This window comes from Glaciecola sp. G7-5 (assembly GCF_055808975.1).
Genome location: NZ_CM147892.1, coordinates 2,798,198 through 2,820,574 on the forward strand (window position 1 = coordinate 2,798,198; position 22,377 = coordinate 2,820,574).

Sequence of the window (22,377 nt, forward strand, 5' to 3'; positions counted from 1 at the left end):
TGTCATTGAGTGATATCGTCAAGCAATCTGTATACGCACTATTAGGTGGTTGAATATTAACCAAATTCAGACTAATCTACTTACTAGGCCGATATTATGTTGTTGAATAAATTCGTTTGTACAACCAAAGGTAATAATGATCATGCATACTGGCGCGGTACAAGAAAACAAAAAGAATGGCGAAGAAACTACGCAGCTTGCTGAAAGCAAAAACCTTTCTCGCTCGCGTCTTCGCGACAACACCGCGAAAACACGTTCTCATCATCAACAACAAGAAACGGTCAACAATAGTGTAAAGCTAAAACAATTAAAATCCCATCAAAGCAGCTTAAACAGCAGTTCATCAAAAAGCCACACCGCACAATTGCAAAAACAAGCAAATAAAGCCCAAGTTACTATCCAAAAAAAGGAAAACACGACAGGCTTACCCGATAACCTGAAATCAGGTATTGAAGGTTTGTCTGGGATGTCGTTAGATGGGGTTAAAGTACATCGCAATTCTTCAGAGCCGGCAAAGCTGCAGGCCCATGCTTTTGCACAAGGTAGTGACATCCACTTAGCTGCGAACCAAGAAAAACATCTTCCTCACGAGGCATGGCACGTTGTTCAACAAATGCAAGGGCGGGTAAAACCCACCGCACAAGCTAAAGGCAAGGTCAATATTAATAATGACAAAGGGCTAGAACAAGAAGCCGATATAATGAGTGAAAGAGCTTTGTCGCAAAACGCTATTCAACACGCTAACGGTGAAGTGTCAACTCAATTAAAGGCGGATGGCAGCAACCGTAATACTGTGGTGCAGCGAGTACTCGATAAAGGAAAAAAACGTCAGACCGATGAATCAATGAACTCTCTCAACGAGAGGACGATTATACTGCTCAGCAAAATCGCATCGATTACAATACAAGAGAAAGCCAAAGAACAGCAAGGGCAAGCAAAAGGCGAAGCATTAGCCGACAAATCTGATGAAGTACTATATGCACTTACGCATCCAACCGACGCCATCAAACAAAAAGCGGTTGAAGAATGTAAAAAAGCCGCAAAAAACGCATGGAAGGAAATGCCTGTTGAAGACAAGTTATATTTGTGTACTAATGCGACAGGTGCGTTATCTGAAAGTTTAGCTACCGTTGTAGTGAGCATTTCCAAAAATGTTGATTTAGGTGAACCCAAAAAGAAAAGCATACTTACTAGTATAAAAGGTAAAGTTAAGGGCGTGCGAGCGAGTAGTGTTGATTTTGGATTTAATCAAATAGTAAGCGAGGTTGACGGTCAAGACTTAGTCAATCTTTATCGACTTATGCGGGAAAAATCGAAAGCCCAAAAAGTATGGGAAGATGCTAACGAAAAAGTCAGAGCAGGCATAAAAAGTGTCTTAGCCTCGGCTGGTGCCAAGATTGGAGGGGCCATAGGAAGTTCTCAAGACTCATTTATGCAACTGAAATTGGCATCAGAAATACTACCTGAAAAAAATGAGATACACGCACTGTTTGAAAGTTTAAAAAACCAAGCAAAAGAAAACGAAGACGACAGCTATACAGAAGAGTTTCATCAATTAGGTGTTATCCTAGAATCAATACGCGGACCTCTTGGCTTTATTGCTGGAGATATGAATATGGAGGGCTTAGCGCATTGTAAAGAACAAGCGGCAAGGGGAATTGATAATCTGAAGCTTGCTCAATCCCGACGTAAATCTTCGTTTGTAAAGGTATTCACTAATATGTTTGGCGCCAAAGAAACCTTTACAGACAACTAGCGTTTCTGGCGCTAACTAAGTTCACCCCTTCCTTTTTAATAAGCTCAGGGTTTAGTCAATCAACGACTTTTTATGGTGCTTTCTAATCAATGGGTTTGCGTACATTTGTAGAAGTCTGATTCGTTGTGAGCCCTTTAAAGACTCAAGGCGTTTGCTTAAATAGGCTTCTGCTTTTCTCATACTGCTACTATGACTTTGCTCATCTGCATCTTGAGGTGAAAAGTCGAGCGACGGGTCTTGTACTTCTTTTTTCAGCAAATTGAGCGCGGCGGCGGATGTTGAGAAGGTCTGGTATCCGGCTAAAATCTCTGCATCAAGGTAGGCAGAAACAGCTTTAGCGTCGGTGCATTGTGCGTCGACTAGTTTGCCAAAATGTACGTTTACTCGGCCTTTTTCCCCAGTTACACCGCTTACAATGCTTTGCATATCTTCGTTGTCGGGTTTATCGTAGCTGCCATCTTGTGCTTGCTTGTCTAGCTCTTTTGCTTTGCTAATATCACAAGGGTCAAATTCATAAGATATAGATACCGGAATAATGCGCAAATCTGCCACATAATCAACAAAGCTAATCTCTTTAGGTTTATTTAACAGTAACATAGACACAATAGCGGGGTTGGTGACATCAATGCCATCTTTAGCGCGGCCCTCGCGTTGAGCTATCCAGATATGCTTGTTGCTATTTTTAAGCGAATAATAAATATATTCGCTCAATAATTTTGCCGCGGCGAGCTTTTCTCGTCGACCCGCGACTGAACGCTGTACTACAAAGCACTTATTTAAACGCAAGAGGTGCGCCACCCAGTCATTTTTTAGTAGGTTGTCACCTACCGCAATTCGAACGGTATCTTGACCATTAATATGCAATACCCAATTAACAAAAGCAGGATCTAAAGCAATATCTCTGTGATTACTTACAAACAAACAGGGTTTAGATAAATCGAGCGTTTCAAGGCCCGTAACAGTAAGTGCTGATGTCGTGGTTTTTATCATGCGTTCCATGTAGGGCTCAACCATGAGCTGAAAATCACGCAGCGTATTGGTCTTTTGAAACTTTTTCGCGACGAGATATTTAATGCCTGCACCTAACAAAGGCTTTGTGAATGTGGGCCATTTTGCAAATCGAAAGCCCACTAAAGTGCGGATAAAGGCTTCGTTATCGACGAGTTCCTCGAGTACTTTTGGTAAGTCGGAATCGTTATATGGTCTTATCTCGTCAAATTTAGACGGCATGATTGCTCTGTTACCTTTTGTTGCTTAAACGCTAATAGTTAATAGCCCGCTATTGTCCGACTTTTCTGCATCAGAGTAAACACTTTGGTCACTATCAGCAAAACTACCCACAAAGATTCTATTTATAATGTAGCGAAAAAGATGACAATTATGGTAGTGTTAAGCGCTTAAGTAAACATTCAAAAGCATGTACGAAGAGGGCTATGAACAGCTTGAATAATATTGGTTTATGTCTTTTATTCATATTGTACTTTTTCGTCAGTATTGCGCCGTCTATGGCGAAAGACAATCCTTTACGTAATGCTTCTCAGGGATCATCTGGACTGACTATTGCCGTGGCGAGTAATTTTCATTTTCCTTTGTCACACCTTATAGATAACTCGCCATATTGGTCATCGCAATCTATCCGTTTGGTGGTAGCTTCGAGCGGCACCCTATATGCGCAGCTTGTTAAAGGCGCACCCTTTGATTTATTCTTTAGTGCTGACGAAAAACGACCTTTAGCCCTCGTTAACGACGGTTTTGCTAGCAGTCTACAAAGTTATGCCAGAGGCAAACTTGTGCTATACCCTGCAAGCGACGCTCACAAAAAGGAATTGCTCGTTAACCGACAAGTTTTGTTGTCAGGGAAGTTGGCGATAGCCAATCCTAAACTTGCTCCTTTTGGTGCGGCTGCTAAGACCTTTATATCGAGCTTAAACAATAGTGAAAGCCTTACTAAGCAGCTCGTATTTGGGGCAAATGCGACACAGGCCTTTCAATTTGTGGATTCAGGCAATGCTGAACTTGGCTTGCTTGCTGAGTCAGTACTTATTCAAGCACAGCAAAATTTAAAAAATAACAAATATGCCCAATATTTAGTTATTCCCGCGCATCTTTACGAAGCAATTAATCAAACGGTGGTTATTGTGAGTGCGTCAAAACAACAAGCACAAGCGCAAAAGTTTGTAGATTATGTATTATCTAGCCAGTCTCAACATATGTTAAGTGAACTCGGCTATTTTCCCATTGGTGAAGCAAAACAATGAGCGCGTTAATTGATAGCTGGCCTGCCATTTGGTTAACTATAAAATTAGCAACAATAACGGTGTTGATACTGCTGTTTATTGGTTTACCCTTTGCGTGGTGGCTTGCACACTACCGAGGTAAACTAAAGGCTTTGATAGAGGCTTTAGTTGCTTTGCCTTTAGTATTGCCACCTACGGTCTTAGGGTTTTATTTACTTAGTGCGTTTTCACCTAATTCATTTTTAGGTGCTTTGTGGATTGACATTACCGGCGGACAATTTGTGTTTAGCTTTGGCGGCATTTTGTTTGGTTCGATAATCTATTCTTTACCTTTTGTTGTGCAACCTTTGCTAACCGCTTTTAGCCAGTTGGGTACTCACGTTTCATCAACTATTCGTACTTTGGGCATTACACCTTTGCGTGGTTTTCTCTTCGTCATTTTACCCATTATTAAACCAAGTCTTATTAGCGCCGCTACCTTAGGTTTCGCTCACACCTTGGGGGAGTTTGGTTTAATTTTAATGATAGGCGGTAACATCCCGGGTGAAACACAAGTTGTGTCTATTGCCTTATTTAATCAAGTGGAATCATTACAATACCAACAAGCGCATGCACTTTCGTTATTTCTACTGATTGTGAGCTTAGTCAGCCTGACTTTGTTATACAAATTTAATCGCCAAGCTCGCTTGGTTTCGGTGCGCTAATGAAAACGCAATTCGAGTTGGCGAGTGACTATGAATATTGAGCTAGAACACACCTTAGTACGTGAGAAGAATCCCGTTTTAGCGATAAAGGCAAATATCCGCATAGACAACGAAGACGCCATCGTGGGCGTATTTGGTCGCTCTGGGGCAGGTAAAACGAGCATCTTAAAAATCATCGCAGGTTTAATCCCGGGCGCTAATTGCAGCATTGAATGTGATGGCAAAACCTATGTTAACACCCGCGGGGAAGATAATCCCAGCGTGTTTCTTGGTGCCGATAGTCCTTTGTTTGAACATCTTAATGTGCACGAAAACCTTGCGCTAGTAGCGCGGCATAGTCGTAGCCGTTTGAAAGATTCATTTAGTGTTGATGAGCTTATTGCTATGTGTGAATTAGCGCCATTGTTAGAGCAGTTTCCTTGGCAGCTTTCTAGTGGTGAAAAGCAACGTGTTTGTTTTGCCAGAGCGATTCTAAGTGGCAAAAAAATATTACTCCTTGATGAGGCCTTTTCTGCACTGGATTGGACGACGCGCCAAGCGATGCATTTGCAGTTAAAGCGCTTGGTTACAGAGCATCACTACAGTGCAATTATGGTTAGCCACTCTCTTAAAGAGCTGAGCCTTTGTGTTAGTGAACTAATAAGCGTTGAACAGGGCGCAATGCGCAATCAAGCGCCAATCGACATCGCACTAGAATATCAATTGCAGTCGGCACAAGGTGCTGTTGAGCAAGACTTCTTTTCTGCTATTAGCGCCGAGTTTAGTCATATAGATGAGCAAGATGCTGCATTACAGGTCTGGAAGGTGGCAAATGCTGATATCACGAGCTGTGAGAAAAAAGGCGCTAAGCCACAAACATGCTTATGTGCATTCTACACTTTACGTAAAAGCAAGGAACTCAGCTGATGACAAAACGCCTAGTAAGCAAGCAGGCCTTGGGGGCGTTGCTCCAACCTTCAAAGAAAGCCGCACTTTTGTGATAGATGCGAATCAACTAAGCGTTTCACGCGATGAAAATCAGCAGTCAAGCATGGTGAATTACTTTCCGGTCGTCATTAACGATATTCGAGCACAAGGCACAGGGGTACTATTAAGTGCGACTTGGCATAAACAAACATTACGCGCAATGATTACACTTAAGTCACTAAAAACGCTTGATATCAAAGTGAATGATGCATTGTATTTTGTTTGCAAAGCCCTGTAGTGAATTGTTTTTAGTCGCTCTACTTTTTTGAAAAAGCTTGCGCAGACGCTTTCGTCAAAATCTGTTTTAAGGCTCGATTAGGCGTTGTTTATTTTGCCTACACTGTTATATTTAGTAAAAATAAAACACGCATACAATAATAATAAAATGGAGTGAGTGGCGATGCAACAAGCAAAATCCACCTGGGTAACACGTGCCCTCGACAAGGTTGAAGTAGTCGGAAATAAACTACCTGACCCCGCAATTATCTTTTTCTTATGTTTACTCATCGTTTGGGTACTTTCGGCTATTATGTCGCAGTTCACCTGGACGGCGCTGGATCCCCGTTCGGGCGAAGCTGTTGTTATCAACAACCTTCTCACTGGCGATTCATTGGCTGATTTTCTATCTAGAATGGTGACTATCTTTACGGGTTTCGCACCCCTTGGCGTTGTTTTAGTGGCGATGTTAGGTGTGGGTGTTGCAGAGCATTCGGGTTTTATTAGTGCAGGTTTAAAACGCATGCTCGACTGGACGCCGCGTAGCTTGTTAACGCCAATGGTAGTGTTAGTTGCCATTGTAAGCCACACTGCTACTGATGCCGGCTACGTGCTGGTGATTCCCTTGGCAGGAGTCATATTTTACGCCATGGGCCGACATCCTCTAGCAGGCATTGCAGCGGCCTTTGCAGGGGTAAGTGGTGGCTTTTGTGCAAACTTTATTCCCTCAGCCATTGACCCTCTATTACAGAGTTTTACGCAAGCCGCTGCGCAGATTTATGAACCGGGTATACAAATAAACCCATTAAACAATTGGTTTTTCAATTCATTCTCAACCTTACTCATCGTCAGCATCGCCTGGTATTTGACCGACAAAGTGATTGAACCGCGCTTAAAAGACGTAGAAGTAGACGGCGATTCAAGTGAAATTCCAAAGTTTGAAGAGCTCCAGCCTCATCAAGTTAAAGCCTTGAGAGTGTCTGCGGCCGTGATGGCTTTAGGGATTTTAGTGTTGGTGTTGGTATTAATACCCGAAACCTCCCCAATGCGTGATGCACAAGGTAACTTAACCTCGTTTAAAGCACCGATAATGCAGTCCATCGTGCCTATCATCTTTTTACTGTTTTTATTGCCTGGCGTGGTTTATGGCTATATGGCCGGTGTTTATACCAGCACCAAAGATATGATTAACAGTATGGTTAAAGCAATGAACGGCATGAGTTACTACATTGTAATGGCCTTTTTCTGTGCTTTGTTCATTGATGCTTTCGGCAAATCTAACTTGGGCGTTCTTTTGGCGATTGAAGGAGCGGGTGTATTACAAGCACTTAATTTACCCTCAATGGTAACCATTGTTGGCATTATCTTTTTAACTGCCTTTGTGAATCTATTTGTTGGTTCGTCCTCTGCAAAATGGGCATTGCTTGGCCCCATTTTTGTACCCATGTTAATGGAATTAGGAATATCGCCTGATTTAACGCAAATTGCGTATAGAATAGGGGACTCATCAAGCAATATTATTACCCCGCTTATGCCTTACTTCCCCTTAGTTGTTTTGTACTGCCAACGTTATGTGAAAGGCACCGGTATTGGCACACTATTGTCACTCATGCTGCCATTTAGTGTGTGCATTATTTTGGCTTGGACAGTATTTTTACTTATTTATTGGACCATTGGCATACCTTTAGGAATTCAATCTAGTTATATCTATCCAGCAGGCTAATTACACCTAGCCTTGCCCACTAAATAGTGCAAAGTAGGCACTTAATAAGCTAAAACTTGTTAAGTGCCTTTTTCTTTGACTTTTCTGCGCTTTTTACTTGCTCATTCCTAGCAAGTTTGTTACAAACATGAGACGCGTTAGGGGATAGGCGAAGGTACTTCTTGTAACGCATTGCTCGGGATCCACTTTAGTGACAGAAATCGTCTATACATACATTGTATTGTGTAGCACGCAAAATAATAATATTAGGTTTCTCTAGTCTGTTTATTAGTAAGTTTGTACTTGCTTTTATGTCTTATTCACAATCATTTTAAGAAAACACTCATGCAAAAAGATAGAGTTAACAACCTACACGTTTCATCAGAACAAGTATTAATCACTCCACAGCAACTTGCTGAGGAAATGCCGGTAACAGAAAAGGCACTGGCCTTTGTACAGTCATCACGCAACACCATTTCAGACATCATTCATGGGCGCGACCATCGTTTGCTTGTGGTTTGCGGACCATGTTCAATTCATGACGTAAAAGCAGCGAAAGAATATGCGCTGCGTTTAAAAGAATTACACGAATTATGCAAAGACACCTTATTTATAGTAATGCGTGTTTATTTTGAAAAGCCAAGAACAACCACCGGTTGGAAGGGCTTAATAAATGACCCGCACATCGATGATTCATTTGATATCGAAACGGGCTTGCGCAAAGGTCGCGATTTACTCAACTTTTTAGCCGAACTTGAAATACCCGTGGCTACCGAAGCCCTTGATCCAATTAGCCCACAATACTTAGGTGAATTTTTCAGTTGGGCTGCAATTGGTGCACGTACTTCTGAATCACAAACGCACCGTGAAATGGCGAGCGGCTTGTCGATGCCTGTGGGCTTCAAAAATGGTACTGACGGCAGCTTGAGTATTGCTATTAACGCGCTTCAGTCAGCCGCTTCAGGGCACAACTTCATGGGTATAAACCGCGAAGGCCAAGTGAGTATTATAAAAACCGAAGGAAACCCCGACGGTCACATAATATTGCGCGGTGGCAAGCAACCAAACTATGATTCTGTGTGTGTTGCCGATTGCGAGGAATCGTTAGTCTCAAATGGTGTTACTTCATCCTTGGTTGTAGATTGTAGTCACGCTAACTCAGCTAAAGACTATCGTCGCCAGCCTCTTGTGGCACAAAACGTTGTCAATCAAATTCTAGAGGGCAATCAGTCTATTATTGGCATTATGCTCGAGAGTCATCTTAACCCTGGCAACCAAAGTTCGAACGGTAAAAAGGTAGAAGAATTAGCCTATGGCGTTTCAATTACCGACGGTTGTATTAGTTGGGAAGAAACTCACGCACTTATTCATGCGACGCGCGATAAGTTGATTACGGTGTTACCGCTAAGACAGCAAAAGCGCGATTTAGCATAAGCTCTCGACACGTAAATGACTGAGCGAAAATCACCAAGCAGCGAATATAAGCGCGAGTTAGATGGGTATCGAGAGCAAATCGATGCCCTCGACTCGCAACTTGTTGATCTTTTGGCTGCGCGCCAAAAAGTGACACAAAAAGTAGGCAACTTAAAACGGGCTAACAGTTTGCCTATTTATGTACCCGAGCGCGAAGCGAGTTTAATTGCTAAACGCAGAGAGCAAGCGAAAAATGCCGGTGTGTCAGGTGACTTAGTTGAGGATGTGCTTCGCCGTGCCATGCGTGATTCCTATTATTCGCAGCACGCTAACTACGCTAAAACCAATGATGCTATTAGTAAAGTCGTTGTTGTGGGCGGAAAAGGGGCTTTAGGAAAAGTACTGGTTGGCTTATTTGAAAGCAGTGGTTATGCGGTCACTATTGTAGAAAAAGACAATTGGGATGCGCGTGAAACTCTGTTAGCAGACGCTGATTTAGTTGTACTTGCCGTGCCCATTAACCAAACGCTTTCGATTATTAAGGCGCTACCGACCTTGCCAGAAAACTGCATTTTGGCTGACGTTACCAGTGTTAAGCAAGCGCCCCTTGACGCTATGTTAGAAAAGCACAATGGCCCTGTGCTTGGTTTGCATCCCATGTTTGGACCAGATGCGCCGGGTATGATTAAACAGGTCGTTGTGGTGTGTGATGGTCGTAGCCCAAATGCCTATGCTTGGTTTATTGAGCAAATGCTGGTGTGGGGTGCGCAAATTCATCAGACTGAGGCCAAAGTACACGACAAAGCGATGGCTTTTATCCAGGTAATGCGCCATTTCAACACCTTTGTTTACGGGCAACATTTACAACAAGAAAACCCTAACTTAAGTGAGTTGATTGCCTTTAGTTCGCCTATTTATCGTTTAGAGTTAGCCATGGTGGGCAGGTTGTTTGCACAAGCACCTTCACTTTATGCTGACATCATATTTAACGACAGCGACAATATCGCTTTGCTTGAACGTTTTCATCAACGTTTTGGAGAAGCGGTCGAATTACTCAAAAGCCAAGATAAAGAAGCCTTTATTGCGTGCTTTAAAGACGTAGAGACATGGTTTGGTGAATACGCAAACCAATGTTTAAAAGACAGTAAACAAATGTTGTTAAAAGCCGATGATGGCCGTCTGTTGCGCAAAACGCCATAGTAAAGCAGTATAACGTTGAATGCTTTCGCAAAATAAGCGCGTAAGTTAAACACGCAAAATAAAAAAAAGCCCCAATTATTGGGGCTTTCTCATTCTGTTGTGTGCCAAGCGATTAGCTGAGTGCTTTGCTTGCCGCTATTCTTGTGGGGAAACTTCTTCTATTGGATAACAACCCAGCACTTTAAAGTAACGAGTCATGCCGCGTAGTTTTTCAAAAGCGGTTTGCATTGGACCATCTTCGATATTACCTTCTACGTCAACATAAAACATTTCTTCCCAAGGGTTACCATTAATTGGTCTCGATTCTAGCTTGGTCAGATTAATACCGTTTTCTTTTAACACCATCAGCGAATCGCAAAGTGCACCAGGGGACTGCACGGTAGACATAATCACCGTGGTTTTAGCTGGGACTTGCAAGGGTACCTTGATAGATTGGCTCGCAACCACAATAAAGCGGCTATGATTTTCTTTTTGGTTCGCTAGATTTGATTTAACTGATTTAAGCGCATAAAAACCACCGCTTTCTTCTGACCCAATTGCCGCTGCGTGGGGCGAGGCAAGTTCACTGACTATCATCATGGCATCGGAGGTGCTATCGCAGGTTTTAACTTCTACATTACCAAATTCAGCTAAAAAGTGACTACACTGTGCGAACACCTGTGGGTGAGCGTAAAGCGTCTTTATTTGCGCGTTTTCAACACTTTCATGGACCAGCAGAGCATGTCGAATCGGGTGAGTTAACTCACCTACAATGTTTAATCGTGTATGTTGTAATTGGTCATAAACCTCATTGATACTGCCAGAGCTGGTATTTTCGATTGGCAGCACTGCGTAGTCAGCTTCATGGGTTTCTACTTTTTCAATAATTTGTGCAAAACTCTTGCAGCCAATTTCAACAAGTTCACCAGGACGACGAGAAAAATATTTCTGCGTGGCTAAATAGCTATATGAGCCTTTCTTACCTAAAAATGCAACGCGATTTAGGGGTAAGCGCGAATCAGGATTTGCCCATTCATGCAACATTGACTGCTGTTGTAACACAGAGTCTTCTATAATGACTTGAAACAACTTGGTGATAAAGTGTGGGTCTAGACCAAAGTCTTTACCTTGTTTTATGAGTCTAAGGAGTAATTGTTCTTCACGAGATTTGTCGCGCACTGATATTTGATGTTTTACTTTTGTTTCAGCCACCTGAGCGGTTAGCTTTTGGCGAGCTGCAATTAGTGCAAGTAGCTCACTATCAGTTTTAGTTATTTGCTCTCGCAATGAGGCTAAGACATCTTTTGACACGAATATTCCCTGAAGTAGTAATGGACCTGAATAGCAATATAATAGGTCACTGGAAAAGGTGGGTGCAAAATGCATCTGCATGCTTTAACGAAAGCAAAGCCTGCCACCTTTAAATAAAACGGATAACCATCAGTGCAATGTAAAAAACGAAGGCATGACTGTCAATGACTTATTGGGATTAAGTTATACGATTATAGAAAAAACAGCGCTTATTCGCAAAATAAGCGCTGTATTAGCTAAAAATAGAAAAAAGGGGCCTTGGTTTTTTTTAATGTTTGTCTAATAGTCGGGCGAGGATCCCTCTGACTTCGTCGGGTTCAAATGGCTTGTCGCAAAGTGCGTTTACACCGGTTTGTTGAATGTTACTCATTTTTGCGCTGTCGCTAGCTTCAGAGGTAACCATAATAATGGGGATGTGAGTCGTTGCTGGATTAAATCGAATATATTCCGACAACTCACGGCCATCCATTTCAGGCATATTGTAATCGGTAACCACTAAATCAAATTCCATCTCTTTTAAGAAGCTAAGGGCATGAGCACCATTTTCTGCTTCGGTAATTTTTTCCATGCCCATGTTTTGCAATACTCGTTTAATGTGATGACGCGCCAAACGGCTATCGTCAACAATTAGTACGCGTACATTTTGAATATCAAAGACAGATAAATCTAGCTCTTCGCTATTTAACAATTGCAAACTAGCATTTAAGCCACGGTGTAAATGAATGGGCTCAAAAGGCTTGGGCAAAATAGCGGCAACACCCGATTGTTTAAATTTATCTAACTTAGTCAAGCTGGTTTCACTCGAGACCAACATAAAAGGGACACCCGAGGTTTCATCTCTATTTTTTAGATAGGTTAGTATGTCAAGCCCAGTGCCATCAGCTAAATACATGGCGCTTACAACTACATCTACGTTGTTGCGATTAATCGCCTCTTTTGCTTGTGCCACGTTTTTGACGATATCAACGCCATTGACATCTTCTTGACCCATTAAGCCTGAAATGATTTTCGCTTGAGTGTCTGAAGGCTCAATTAGCAAAATTTGTAAGTCTGAAATTGATAGTTGCATTTATCCTCTACTTTACCCATCAGGGTTTTCGTACGTTCGTTGTTGTGCACAGCTTTTAGAGGTTTGTTACGACTTTTGCGGCTTGGTGTTAACTATCCACCTGCCAATTTAACCTTTAAACCTTTCGCTTCAAGAAGCCCTTTGAGCTTCTCGCGCACGTCGCCTTGTATTTCAATGGTAAATTCTTTTACGCTACCACCACATCCACACTGCTTTTTTAATTCACTGCAAAGGGTTTTTAATTCGGGGGCTGTCATTTCGAGCCCTTCGATGGTGCTAACACCTTTGCCTTTTCTTCCTTTAGTAATACGCTTTAAACGCACAATTCCGTCGCCCTTGGGGGCTTGGGCAGTGCTTTGGGTATTATTGTTTTTTATTCGACCCACATCGCTCGAATACACTATGTTTGAATCTTTCATAAGGTAAACATCTCTTATAAGTCATTGTTATACAAAATAAGTGCCAATCTGCATTAGCGCAACTTATTTTGGGTAAATAGTAAATAAAAGTAAACCATTAGCTATTTTATTACGTTGAGTTTATACTTGCTTAATCTTAGTGAGAATTATTATCATTTGAAAGTGAAATTTAAGGGGAGTTTAAATAAATGCTTAATTTACGAAGCTTATTGTGTGTAGGACTTATATTTTCTGGGTCTTTTCAAGTGCTTGCGCAAGAAGTCAATGTATATTCGGGGCGCCAAGAAGCCTTAATAAAACCTTTACTTGATAAGTTTAGCGAGCAAAGCGGGATAAAAGTGAATTTAGTCACGGGTAAAGGCGATGCACTACTTAGTCGTATTAAAGCTGAAGGGCAGTTTTCGGCAGCCGATCTCATCTTAGTGGCAGACATTGGCCGTTTAGTGCGCGCTAAAGACATGGGGCTAACCCAAGCTATTGAAGCTAAAGGCGTGAGCGATGTAGCCGGTAAATATTGGGTCGAAGAAAATAATCAGTGGGTTGCGCTAACCAAACGTGCGCGTCCCATCATGGTAAAAAAGGAGCTTTTACTAAGGATCCCATCGAACATTTGAGCGACCTTACAGACAAACGTTTTGCCAACAGTATTTGTATTCGTTCTTCTAGCAATATTTACAATCAGTCTATGGTCTCTGCGTTAATCGAAATTTGGGGCGAAGCGAAAACCCTAGCATGGGCAAAAGGCTTGGTAGCCAATTTTGCCCGTTCGCCCAAAGGCGGCGATCGTGACCAGATTAAAGCGCTCGTTGCTGGCGAATGTACGGTTGCCATTGCCAATACCTACTATCTTGGCGGAATGCTAAGTAGCAAAGATGAAGAAACGAAAAACATTGCAGAGCAAGTTCAAGTGGTTTGGCATGACCAAGCCGAAGACGAAATGGGCGTACATGTGAATGTTTCAGGGGCGGCCATCGCAAAATTTGCTCCCAATAAAACCAACGCTGAAAAACTAATTGCTTACATGCTGACAGACGAAGCACAAAAATGGTATGCAGAAGTTAACCATGAATACCCTGTGATTGAAGGCGTTGCGTTAAGTGAGGCGCTAAGTGCTTTAGGTGATTTTAGTGGTCAAACGGTCGCCCTCAAAAAAGTAGGTGAAAACAACGCAAAAGCACTCATGTTGATGGATCAAGCCGGCTGGAAATAAACCGTTCTTGATATTTCTTTGAGCACCGGTGTTAGCCGGTGCTCGTTTACGCTTAGGTTAAAACGGGTTTGTTTTTATTCGCATGTTTGCAAAACTCAACTTATTGGATTTTAGTTTTCTTAAAATAAGTACGTGGTTAATTACTGGGCTTTTCGCGATCCCGCTTTTGGTCGTTTTTGCCAGCGTTTTTCAATTTGATATTGCCGTTTGGTCTCATCTTCTCAGTACGGTGATGGGAAGTTATGTCTTCAACAGCATCGTGCTTGCCTTGGGAGTAGGAATAGGCAGTGCAGTGGTAGGCACATATTTGGCGTGGTTGATGGTCAACTACCAATTTTTTGGTAAAGCCATGCTAAATTGGTTCATTCTTTTACCTTTAGCCATGCCTGCCTACATTATTGCGTATACTTACACCGGCATGCTCGAATTCTCAGGCCCATTGCAAAGCGCCTTGCGGGATTGGTTTGGTGCCAGTGCAAGTGCGCAAATGCTACCAGATATACGCAGTCTTGAAGGCGCGGTCGTAGTAATGGTTTTGGTGCTATACCCCTACGTTTATTTGCTAGCAAGAACGGCCTTTAGCGAACAATCCGCGCAATTCTCGTTGGTCTCGAAATTGGCTGGACTCAGTACATTTCAACATATAAAACAAGTTGCTTTACCACTAGCAAGGCCATCTATCATAACCGGCGCAGCCCTGGCAATGATGGAGGCCCTAGCTGATTATGGCACGGTAGCCTATTTTGGGATTTCTACCTTTACCACAGGTATTTACCGTACATGGTTTGGCATGGGTAACGCGGCAGCGGCAAGTCAATTGGCTACCTTCTTGTGTTTAGTGGTATTCGTGCTTTTGTGGATAGAAAAAAATAGCCGCAAGCATCATAGCCGCTACCAATCTCGCCAGGCCAGTGCAATAACCCCGAAAGCAACAAGCCCAGCAAAATCCCTTGGTTTATTTTTGCTGTGTGCTTTGCCTGCTGTATTGGGTTTTCTCATCCCTTTTATACAGCTGATGTGGTGGTCGCTACAGTACTTTGACCAAGCTGTTTTTATTGATTATTTGCCTTTGCTTTTCACTTCCTTGCAACTTGCGTTTATTAGTGCGTTGCTTATTACCGGCTTAGCGTTGAGCATCAGTTATTGTAAACGCCGATTTAGTAGCCGAAAAATTGCCCTTGCTAGTCAATTTGTGGGTTTGGGCTATGCGCTTCCTGGCGTGGTGATTGCCGTTGGCGTGGTGCAAGTTTCTGGGTTTACTGATATTAATATCAATCAATTTACCATGGCCGCTTTTGATTGGCGTCCAGGCTTATTGATTTCTGGCAGTATGGCCATATTAGTTTTTGCCTATGCGGTGCGTTATTTAAGCGTTGCTTTGCACAACACCGATACCGGTTTAGAACGTATTAAGCCAAATATAGACGAAGTATCGGCAAGTTTGGGGATGAGTAATTCTGCTACCCTGAAAAAAGTACATATACCCTTGTTGCGAGCAAGTTTGATTAGCGCCTTTATTTTAGTCTTTGTTGATGTCTTAAAAGAGTTACCAGCAACCCTTATTTTACGACCCTTTAACGTAAACACGTTGGCGGTAAAAACATTCGAACTGGCGTCAGACGAACGCCTGATAGACGCCGCCTTGCCAGCTGTGAGCATTGTGATAGCGGGCTTGCTACCTGTCATCTTTTTAACCATGAGCCTTGAGAAACGTAAAAAGTGAAAACAAAGCCCAATAAATTAGCCCTGTTGCAATTAGACAATGTGAGTATTGCCTATGGTACAGAATCGATTGTAAATGATGTCGATATTGCCATTGAGAAAGGCGATATTGCCTGTATTTTAGGCCCCTCAGGCAGCGGCAAAACCAGTTTGCTTCGCGCGATTGCTGGTTTTATACCTGTAAGCGGGGGAAGTATCACTATTAACCAACAAAGAGTGAGTGATGCAAAAGGCATCACGCCACCAAACCAGCGCTCAGTAGGGCTTGTGTTTCAAGATTTTGCCCTGTTCCCCCATTTAACCGTGCAGCAAAATATAGAATTTGGTTTAGGCAAGCTAACGAAAACTGAAAAACGCGCCACCGCCTTGCATTACATGCAAATAATGGAAATAGACAGCTTAGCAAATAAATATCCGGCTGACTTATCGGGCGGACAACAACAGCGCGTAGCAATTGCAAGAGCATTAGCGCCAAAACCAGATATCTTATTAATGGACGAAGCCTTCTCTAGCCTTGATCCAACCTTGCGTGAGCAAGTCGCCCGCGACGTTCGCGCCATCATTCAAAAGCTAGGCGTTACGGCAATACTCGTTACCCACGACCAACAAGAAGCCTTTGCCTTTGCTGACAAAATAGCGGTGCTTGCCATGCAGCGATTACAGCAGTTTTCGTCGGCCTACGATTTGTATCATGAACCGCAAAGTTTTTTTGTGGCAAAATTTATTGGAGAAGGGGCATTTATTGAAGGCAAAACAGTGCAAAAAGATAAAGGCTGGTTTGCTAATACTGCCCTTGGTTTGATGCGCCTTGAAGGCGAAGATTATAGCAACATGCCCGTAGTGAAAATATTGCTACGTCCTGATGACGTGCTGCATGACGATGCTAGCCCAACTAAAGCGATTATTGCAGAAAAGCATTTCAGAGGTGCCTATATTCGCTATCAGCTTACCTTACCCGGCTCCAATGAAAAAGTACTTTGCTTTGCGCCTAGCCATCATGATCATAGCATTGGCGAAACATTTGGTATCCGCGCTGAAGTAGAGCACGTGATCTGCTTTTAATAATAAGTATAAATTGTACAATTAATTCCTTTCATTCGTTTAGTCTGTTTCATCTTTAGTCTATAATACGGCGCTAAACTATGGGCCGAGCTTTTGCTGCCTGTACACCCAAATCAATATTACTAGGAAAGGTTGTATTAATGCGCACTGATTATTGCGGAAGAATAGACACAAAATATCTCGAACAAAGCGTTACTCTTTACGGTTGGGTTAATAAAACACGTGATTTAGGTGGCGTCGTATTTATCGACTTACGCGACCGTGAAGGTATTGTACAAGTTGTGGTTGACCCAGACACTGCTGAGGCTTTTGCCACTGCATCAACGGTACGCAATGAGTTTTGTTTGTCTATCACCGGCAGAGTGCGCGCACGTTCAGGTTCTCAAGTAAATAAAGACATGAGCACCGGCGCGATTGAAGTACTTGCCAAAGAAGTAACGATTATTAATAAAGCGCCCGCGCTGCCATTAGATTGGAATCAAGAAAACAGCGAAGAACAGCGTTTAAAATACCGCTATTTGGATTTGCGCCGTCCACTAATGACCAATCGCTTAGTCTTTCGTTCTAAAGTGACCGCTGCGGTACGTCGCTTTTTAGAAGACAACGATTTTTTAGATATCGAAACCCCGATCCTGACCAAAGCAACGCCCGAAGGCGCGCGCGATTATTTGGTGCCGAGTCGCACACACAAGGGTGAATTTTTTGCCTTGCCACAATCACCGCAATTGTTTAAACAGTTGCTAATGATGAGCGGCATGGATAAATACTATCAAATCGTTAAGTGTTTCCGTGACGAAGACTTGCGTGCAGACCGCCAACCTGAATTTACCCAAATCGATATTGAAACCTCATTTTTAGATGCAAACGGCGTGATGGAAGTCACCGAACGCTTGATTAAAAATCTCTTTGAAAAACTACTGCAGGTTGATTTAGGCGAATTTCCACACATGACCTACGCTGAGGCCATGCGCCGTTTTGGTAGTGATAAGCCTGATTTACGTAACCCACTTGAGTTAGTTGATGTGGCAAGTGCGTTAAAACACATCGAGTTTAAAGTATTTAGTGGCCCCGCTAATGACGAAAATGGCAGAGTAGCCACCATTTGCGTACCGGGCGGCGCTAAATTGTCGCGCAAACAAATAGACCAATACGCTGAATTTGTGGGTGTATATGGCGCTAAAGGCCTTGCGTGGATTAAAGTTAACGACCTTGCCAAAGGTGCTGAAGGTCTGCAAAGCCCAATTTTAAAATTCCTTGATAGCGCGGCTATCGATGAGATTTTAGAAGCCACCAATGCCAAAGATGGCGATATTCTTTTATTCGGCGCAGGTGACTACAACACCGTAACTGAAGCCTTAGGTGCGCTTCGCCTTAAATTGGGCGAAGACTTTGAATTATTAGAAGGTGAATGGAAACCACTTTGGGTGGTTGAATTCCCAATGTTTGAAGAAGCTGACGGGCGCTTATATGCCTTGCATCACCCGTTTACCGCCCCAAGCAATAGTGACGTACAAGCACTTAAAGATAATCCAAAAGCAGCCCTTTCAAATGCCTATGACATGGTCTTAAACGGCGTTGAATTAGGCGGTGGTTCGGTGCGTATTCACAACATGGAAATGCAATCGACTGTATTTGAACTGTTGGGTATTGAAGCCAAAGAAGCACAAGAGAAATTCGGCTTTTTACTTGAAGCCTTAAAATATGGTACGCCGCCTCATGCTGGTTTAGCGTTTGGCTTAGACCGTTTGGTCATGCTAATGGTGGGTGCTGATTCGATTCGTGATGTAATGGCCTTTCCTAAAACGAATACTGCGGCTTGCCCCCTAACAGACGCGCCTGGAATCGCTAATCCGCAGCAACTGAAAGAATTGGCGATCGCGACCTTAGTTGACGCAAGTAAAAAACACGAGAGCGAATAGTCGCAAGGCCCTCGTACTAGATGACTTTTAAGCGGCCAGAGTCAGTCTTGGTAGTGTTGTATAACGAGCATAAGCAGGTACTCGTTATACAGCGCTTAGACGACGCTAATTTTTGGCAGTCGGTCACCGGCACAATGGAAGCTAATGAAGCACCCATTCAAACGGCCCAGCGCGAAGTGCTTGAAGAAACCGGCATCGATTTACGCTTAGGTAGCAAAGAGAAAAACGGATTCTTACAGCATTTAATGGACTGTAGGCAAGTGAACCAATACATTATTCGACCGCAGTGGCGGTATCGCTATGAAGCCGGCGTGACGAAAAACTTCGAATATGTGTTTTGTGCCTGCGTACCTAGTAAGGCCAATATTATTCTGACCGAGCATAGCGCTTATGAATGGCTGTCTAAAACGGCAGCGATTGAAAAAGTATGGTCACCTAGCAATAAACAAGCGATTGCGCAGTTTGTTCCACAATAATGTTTTGCTTATGATGAGGTTTTTGTAATGTGTAAACTCGTGTCACCTTTAGCGGCATTTGCCGTAAATTCTAGGCTAAAACAAAAAATGTTGATTACATGCATGTAATTTTAGGGATTGACCCAGGCTCACGCATTACCGGTTATGGCCTAATTGGTGTAAAAGGCAATAAGACCGAATACCTAGGTAGCGGCTGTATAAAAGTAATGGACGATAACCTAGCCAAACGCCTCAAAAACGTATTTGACGGTGTGGGCGAAATCATCAAACAATTTCAACCTAGCGAATTTGCCATCGAGCAAGTGTTTATGGCCAAAAACCCAGATTCAGCGCTTAAACTAGGCCAAGCCCGCGGCGCGGCTATTGTGGCTGCCACCTTTGCGGATTTACCGGTGTTTGAATATTCAGCCCGACAAATTAAACAGTCGGTAGTAGGAAAGGGGAGCGCTGATAAAACGCAAGTACAGCACATGGTGACGCACATACTAAAATTAAACAAAACACCGCAAGCGGATGCAGCTGATGCACTAGCCGTGGCACTATGCCACCTGCACACGCAACAAAGTATGATTAAAATGGCCGGTAGTGCTACTAAAACAGTGCGCCGACGTTTACAATAAACACATAGCTAACATAAACGATAATAATAAGATAAAAACCCCATTATGATTGCGCAACTTACCGGTATTATTGTAGAAAAAATTCCACCCGAAATCGTATTAGACGTAGGTGGAGTAGGCTACGAAATTCAATTACCCATGACCAGTTTTTACCAATTACCTGAGGTCAGTCATCAAGTAACCTTATTTACGCATTTTGTTGTGCGTGAAGATGCGCAGTTATTGTTTGGTTTTGTAGACCGTTTAGAACGTAGCTTGTTTAGAGTGTTAATAAAAGCAAATGGCGTAGGTCCAAAATTAGCCTGCACGATATTGTCAGGAATGTCGGCCAATCAATTTGTGACCGCAGTAATGCACGAAGACATAAGCGCCTTGGTGAAAATGCCGGGTGTGGGAAAGAAAACCGCAGAGCGACTGGTGGTTGAACTAAAAGATAAACTTAGCGACTTAGATGCGCTGCCCAATTTAAGTATTCATAAACCCATTCAAAGCGGTAGCGCGGTTGAACCCTTACTGGCGCCCGAAGTAAGTGCGGTAGACGAAGCCATAGGCGCATTAATCGCCCTAGGTTATAAACGCAATCAGGCTGAAGCAACGGTCAGAAAAGTCGCAACAGATGATGCGAGCAGTGAGAAACTCATCAGAGATTCACTAAAATCAATGATGTGAATGTACTAAACATAAATTAAGCAACACAAAAAAACAAAGAACAAACGAGAAACCCTATGATTGAAGCCGACAGCATTTTACGACCCCAAGAGCAATCTGAAGATGTTGCGATTGACCGTGCAATACGTCCAAAAATGTTGGCGGATTATGTGGGCCAGCAGCCGGTCTGCGATCAAATGGAAATCTTTATCGAAGCGGCGCGTGAGCGCGAAGACGCACTTGATCACCTTCTTATTTTTGGGCCTCCAGGTTTGGGCAAAACAACACTTGCAAATATTGTGGCCAACGAGATGGGCGTTAATATAAAAACCACCTCGGGACCGGTGCTTGAAAAGGCCGGTGATTTAGCCGCCTTACTGACCAATTTAGAAGAAAATGACGTGTTGTTTATTGATGAAATTCATCGTTTAAGCCCGGTCGTAGAAGAAATCCTGTATCCGGCGATGGAAGATTATCAGCTTGATATTATGATTGGTGAGGGCCCAGCAGCCCGTTCAATTAAACTTGAATTACCTCCATTTACGCTCATTGGTGCAACCACTCGCGCAGGCTCACTTACCTCTCCACTTCGTGACCGATTTGGTATTACCCAGCGCCTTGAGTTTTATAAAGTGGCCGATTTAACCAATATTATTGTGCGCAGTGCAAAACATTTAAATATGGATATGCAAGAAGAAGGCGCCTTAGAAATTGCCAGGCGCTCGCGTGGTACGCCAAGAATAGCTAACCGTTTGCTCAGACGCGTACGAGATTATGCGCAGGTTAAAAACGACGGTATTGTGACCAGTGAAATAGCCGCTTTAGCGCTCAATATGCTTGACGTAGACAAGTTAGGCTTTGATTTAATGGACAGAAAGCTATTGCTCTCTATTATTGAAAAATTCAACGGTGGACCAGTAGGGCTTGAGAACGTAGCGGCGGCAATAGGCGAAGAAAAAGAAACCATAGAAGACGTGATTGAGCCTTTCCTTATCCAGCAAGGTTATTTACAGCGCACGCCTCGCGGCCGAGTGGCAACCGACAGCGCGTATTTACATTTAGGTTTTGATATTAAAAGTTAGGCAAAAAAAAGCCCGCACAATGTACGGGCTAAAAATGACTATTCAATGGAGGGAGTCCTTGATGAAAATATCAAATAAAGGCGTGCCTTGTTTGATACGGAGCGTATTATAGCGATAATTTCATCCTCGACAAGGCAATAAAATTTGAGTTTGAGATTAGTTAAAATAATGAGTGGCCTTGTTTCTATTTTTAATAACTTGTTGATAAATATGGTATTTATCAAATATTTAACAATTTTTCGTAAAAATTTACAAGTGAGTACATGAATAAATTTGATATACAATCCAGGGTGTATTACGAAGATACCGATGCAGGTGGCATTGTATATCACGCTAACTACTTGAAATATATGGAAAGGGCCCGAACTGAATGGGTTCGCTCCATTGGTATATCGCAGCAGAATTTATTGGAACAATCTTTGGGTTTTGTCGTCATAGACATGAGTATTGCGTTTAAGCAAGGCGCAAAGCTTGATGATGTGCTTGATATAAGCTGTGAAGTCATACAAAAAAAGGGTGCGAGTTTAACTTTCGCTCAAGAAATTAGAAAAAATAATATTTTATTGGTTAGTGCTGTTGTAAAAGTGGCGTGCGTAAACACCAAACGCGCTCGCCCCACAGCAATACCAAAAGTACTACTTAACGCAATTGATTAGGGAAATGCGC

21 protein-coding genes and 1 pseudogene are annotated in these 22,377 nt (G+C 42.8%); 18 read left to right on the forward strand and 4 right to left on the reverse strand.

Translation table 11 applies throughout. From position 1 onward, the window contains the following. Nucleotides 1–142: 142 nt before the first annotated feature. Nucleotides 143–1,756 carry an eCIS core domain-containing protein gene (locus tag AC0L6H_RS12370; protein WP_473389302.1) on the forward strand — a complete coding sequence of 538 codons (1,614 nt, stop codon included), beginning with the start codon at nucleotides 143–145 and terminating at the stop codon, nucleotides 1,754–1,756. Nucleotides 1,757–1,807: 51 nt separating this feature from the next. Here AC0L6H_RS12370 and AC0L6H_RS12375 read toward each other — a convergent pair whose 3' ends face one another. Then, nucleotides 1,808–2,986, reverse strand: coding sequence for a 1-acyl-sn-glycerol-3-phosphate acyltransferase (locus AC0L6H_RS12375; protein ID WP_473389303.1), 1,179 nt, complete (start codon nucleotides 2,984–2,986; stop codon nucleotides 1,808–1,810). 203 nt (nucleotides 2,987–3,189) lie between these two features. On the opposite strand from AC0L6H_RS12375, the gene modA reads away from it, so the two are divergent. From modA to tyrA, 7 genes are all read left to right on the forward strand, one after another. Continuing rightward, nucleotides 3,190–4,014, forward strand: coding sequence for a molybdate ABC transporter substrate-binding protein (modA, locus tag AC0L6H_RS12380; RefSeq protein WP_473389304.1), 825 nt, complete (start codon nucleotides 3,190–3,192; stop codon nucleotides 4,012–4,014). After that, nucleotides 4,011–4,697: a molybdate ABC transporter permease subunit gene (gene modB / locus AC0L6H_RS12385; RefSeq protein ID WP_473389306.1), complete on the forward strand. Its 687-nt coding sequence runs from the start codon at nucleotides 4,011–4,013 to the stop codon at nucleotides 4,695–4,697. The genes modA and modB overlap by 4 nt, the downstream gene beginning before the upstream one ends. A 30-nt stretch (nucleotides 4,698–4,727) precedes the next feature. Then, a complete protein-coding gene (locus tag AC0L6H_RS12390) occupies nucleotides 4,728–5,603 on the forward strand; it encodes an ATP-binding cassette domain-containing protein (protein ID WP_473389307.1) in 876 nt (291 codons plus the stop codon). Continuing rightward, nucleotides 5,563–5,901 (forward strand): hypothetical protein, encoded by a 339-nt coding sequence (locus AC0L6H_RS12395; RefSeq protein ID WP_473389308.1) that lies wholly within the window; start codon nucleotides 5,563–5,565, stop codon nucleotides 5,899–5,901. The genes AC0L6H_RS12390 and AC0L6H_RS12395 overlap by 41 nt, the downstream gene beginning before the upstream one ends. Nucleotides 5,902–6,063: 162 nt before the next feature. Next, nucleotides 6,064–7,602 (forward strand): AbgT family transporter, encoded by a 1,539-nt coding sequence (locus AC0L6H_RS12400; protein ID WP_473389310.1) that lies wholly within the window; start codon nucleotides 6,064–6,066, stop codon nucleotides 7,600–7,602. Nucleotides 7,603–7,926: 324 nt separating this feature from the next. Further along, entirely contained in the window at nucleotides 7,927–9,015 is a 1,089-nt protein-coding gene (locus AC0L6H_RS12405) for a 3-deoxy-7-phosphoheptulonate synthase (protein ID WP_473389311.1), read from the forward strand. A 15-nt stretch (nucleotides 9,016–9,030) separates the two neighbouring features. Then, complete coding sequence (gene tyrA / locus AC0L6H_RS12410) at nucleotides 9,031–10,194, forward strand: bifunctional chorismate mutase/prephenate dehydrogenase (protein WP_473389312.1); 1,164 nt, start codon at nucleotides 9,031–9,033, stop codon at nucleotides 10,192–10,194. A 112-nt stretch (nucleotides 10,195–10,306) separates the two neighbouring features. Here tyrA and pheA read toward each other — a convergent pair. The 3 genes and pseudogenes from pheA to yciH all read right to left on the reverse strand — a co-directional run bounded on the left by pheA (nucleotide 10,307) and on the right by yciH (nucleotide 12,972). Then, nucleotides 10,307–11,484, reverse strand: a pseudogene (gene pheA / locus AC0L6H_RS12415) (prephenate dehydratase). 268 nt (nucleotides 11,485–11,752) lie between these two features. Beyond that, nucleotides 11,753–12,553, reverse strand: coding sequence for a response regulator (locus tag AC0L6H_RS12420; RefSeq protein WP_473389314.1), 801 nt, complete (start codon nucleotides 12,551–12,553; stop codon nucleotides 11,753–11,755). A 92-nt stretch (nucleotides 12,554–12,645) separates the two neighbouring features. Next, nucleotides 12,646–12,972 carry a stress response translation initiation inhibitor YciH gene (yciH, locus tag AC0L6H_RS12425; protein ID WP_473389315.1) on the reverse strand — a complete coding sequence of 109 codons (327 nt, stop codon included), beginning with the start codon at nucleotides 12,970–12,972 and terminating at the stop codon, nucleotides 12,646–12,648. Nucleotides 12,973–13,160: 188 nt separating this feature from the next. Here yciH and AC0L6H_RS12430 point away from each other — a divergent pair, with 188 nt between their 5' ends. The 10 genes from AC0L6H_RS12430 to ybgC all read left to right on the forward strand — a co-directional run bounded on the left by AC0L6H_RS12430 (nucleotide 13,161) and on the right by ybgC (nucleotide 22,367). Next, complete coding sequence (locus AC0L6H_RS12430; RefSeq protein WP_473389316.1) at nucleotides 13,161–13,586, forward strand: hypothetical protein; 426 nt, start codon at nucleotides 13,161–13,163, stop codon at nucleotides 13,584–13,586. Next, complete coding sequence (locus AC0L6H_RS12435) at nucleotides 13,583–14,182, forward strand: extracellular solute-binding protein (protein ID WP_473389317.1); 600 nt, start codon at nucleotides 13,583–13,585, stop codon at nucleotides 14,180–14,182. The genes AC0L6H_RS12430 and AC0L6H_RS12435 overlap by 4 nt, the downstream gene beginning before the upstream one ends. Nucleotides 14,183–14,264: 82 nt before the next feature. Beyond that, nucleotides 14,265–15,905, forward strand: coding sequence for an ABC transporter permease (locus tag AC0L6H_RS12440; RefSeq protein WP_473389319.1), 1,641 nt, complete (start codon nucleotides 14,265–14,267; stop codon nucleotides 15,903–15,905). Next, nucleotides 15,902–16,966: an ABC transporter ATP-binding protein gene (locus AC0L6H_RS12445; protein WP_473389320.1), complete on the forward strand. Its 1,065-nt coding sequence runs from the start codon at nucleotides 15,902–15,904 to the stop codon at nucleotides 16,964–16,966. The genes AC0L6H_RS12440 and AC0L6H_RS12445 overlap by 4 nt, the downstream gene beginning before the upstream one ends. Before the next feature lie 140 nt (nucleotides 16,967–17,106). Beyond that, nucleotides 17,107–18,885: an aspartate--tRNA ligase gene (aspS, locus tag AC0L6H_RS12450; protein WP_473389321.1), complete on the forward strand. Its 1,779-nt coding sequence runs from the start codon at nucleotides 17,107–17,109 to the stop codon at nucleotides 18,883–18,885. 20 nt (nucleotides 18,886–18,905) lie between these two features. After that, entirely contained in the window at nucleotides 18,906–19,361 is a 456-nt protein-coding gene (nudB, locus tag AC0L6H_RS12455; RefSeq protein WP_473389323.1) for a dihydroneopterin triphosphate diphosphatase, read from the forward strand. Nucleotides 19,362–19,459: 98 nt separating this feature from the next. Further along, nucleotides 19,460–19,981: a crossover junction endodeoxyribonuclease RuvC gene (gene ruvC / locus AC0L6H_RS12460; protein ID WP_473389324.1), complete on the forward strand. Its 522-nt coding sequence runs from the start codon at nucleotides 19,460–19,462 to the stop codon at nucleotides 19,979–19,981. A 45-nt stretch (nucleotides 19,982–20,026) separates the two neighbouring features. Next, nucleotides 20,027–20,650, forward strand: a complete 624-nt coding sequence (gene ruvA / locus AC0L6H_RS12465) for a Holliday junction branch migration protein RuvA (RefSeq protein WP_473389325.1) — start codon at nucleotides 20,027–20,029, stop codon at nucleotides 20,648–20,650. Between the two features lie 56 nt (nucleotides 20,651–20,706). Then, nucleotides 20,707–21,711 (forward strand): Holliday junction branch migration DNA helicase RuvB, encoded by a 1,005-nt coding sequence (gene ruvB, locus AC0L6H_RS12470; RefSeq protein ID WP_473389326.1) that lies wholly within the window; start codon nucleotides 20,707–20,709, stop codon nucleotides 21,709–21,711. Nucleotides 21,712–21,974: 263 nt separating this feature from the next. Further along, a complete protein-coding gene (gene ybgC, locus AC0L6H_RS12475) occupies nucleotides 21,975–22,367 on the forward strand; it encodes a tol-pal system-associated acyl-CoA thioesterase (protein WP_473389328.1) in 393 nt (130 codons plus the stop codon). Nucleotides 22,368–22,377: the final 10 nt, after the last annotated feature.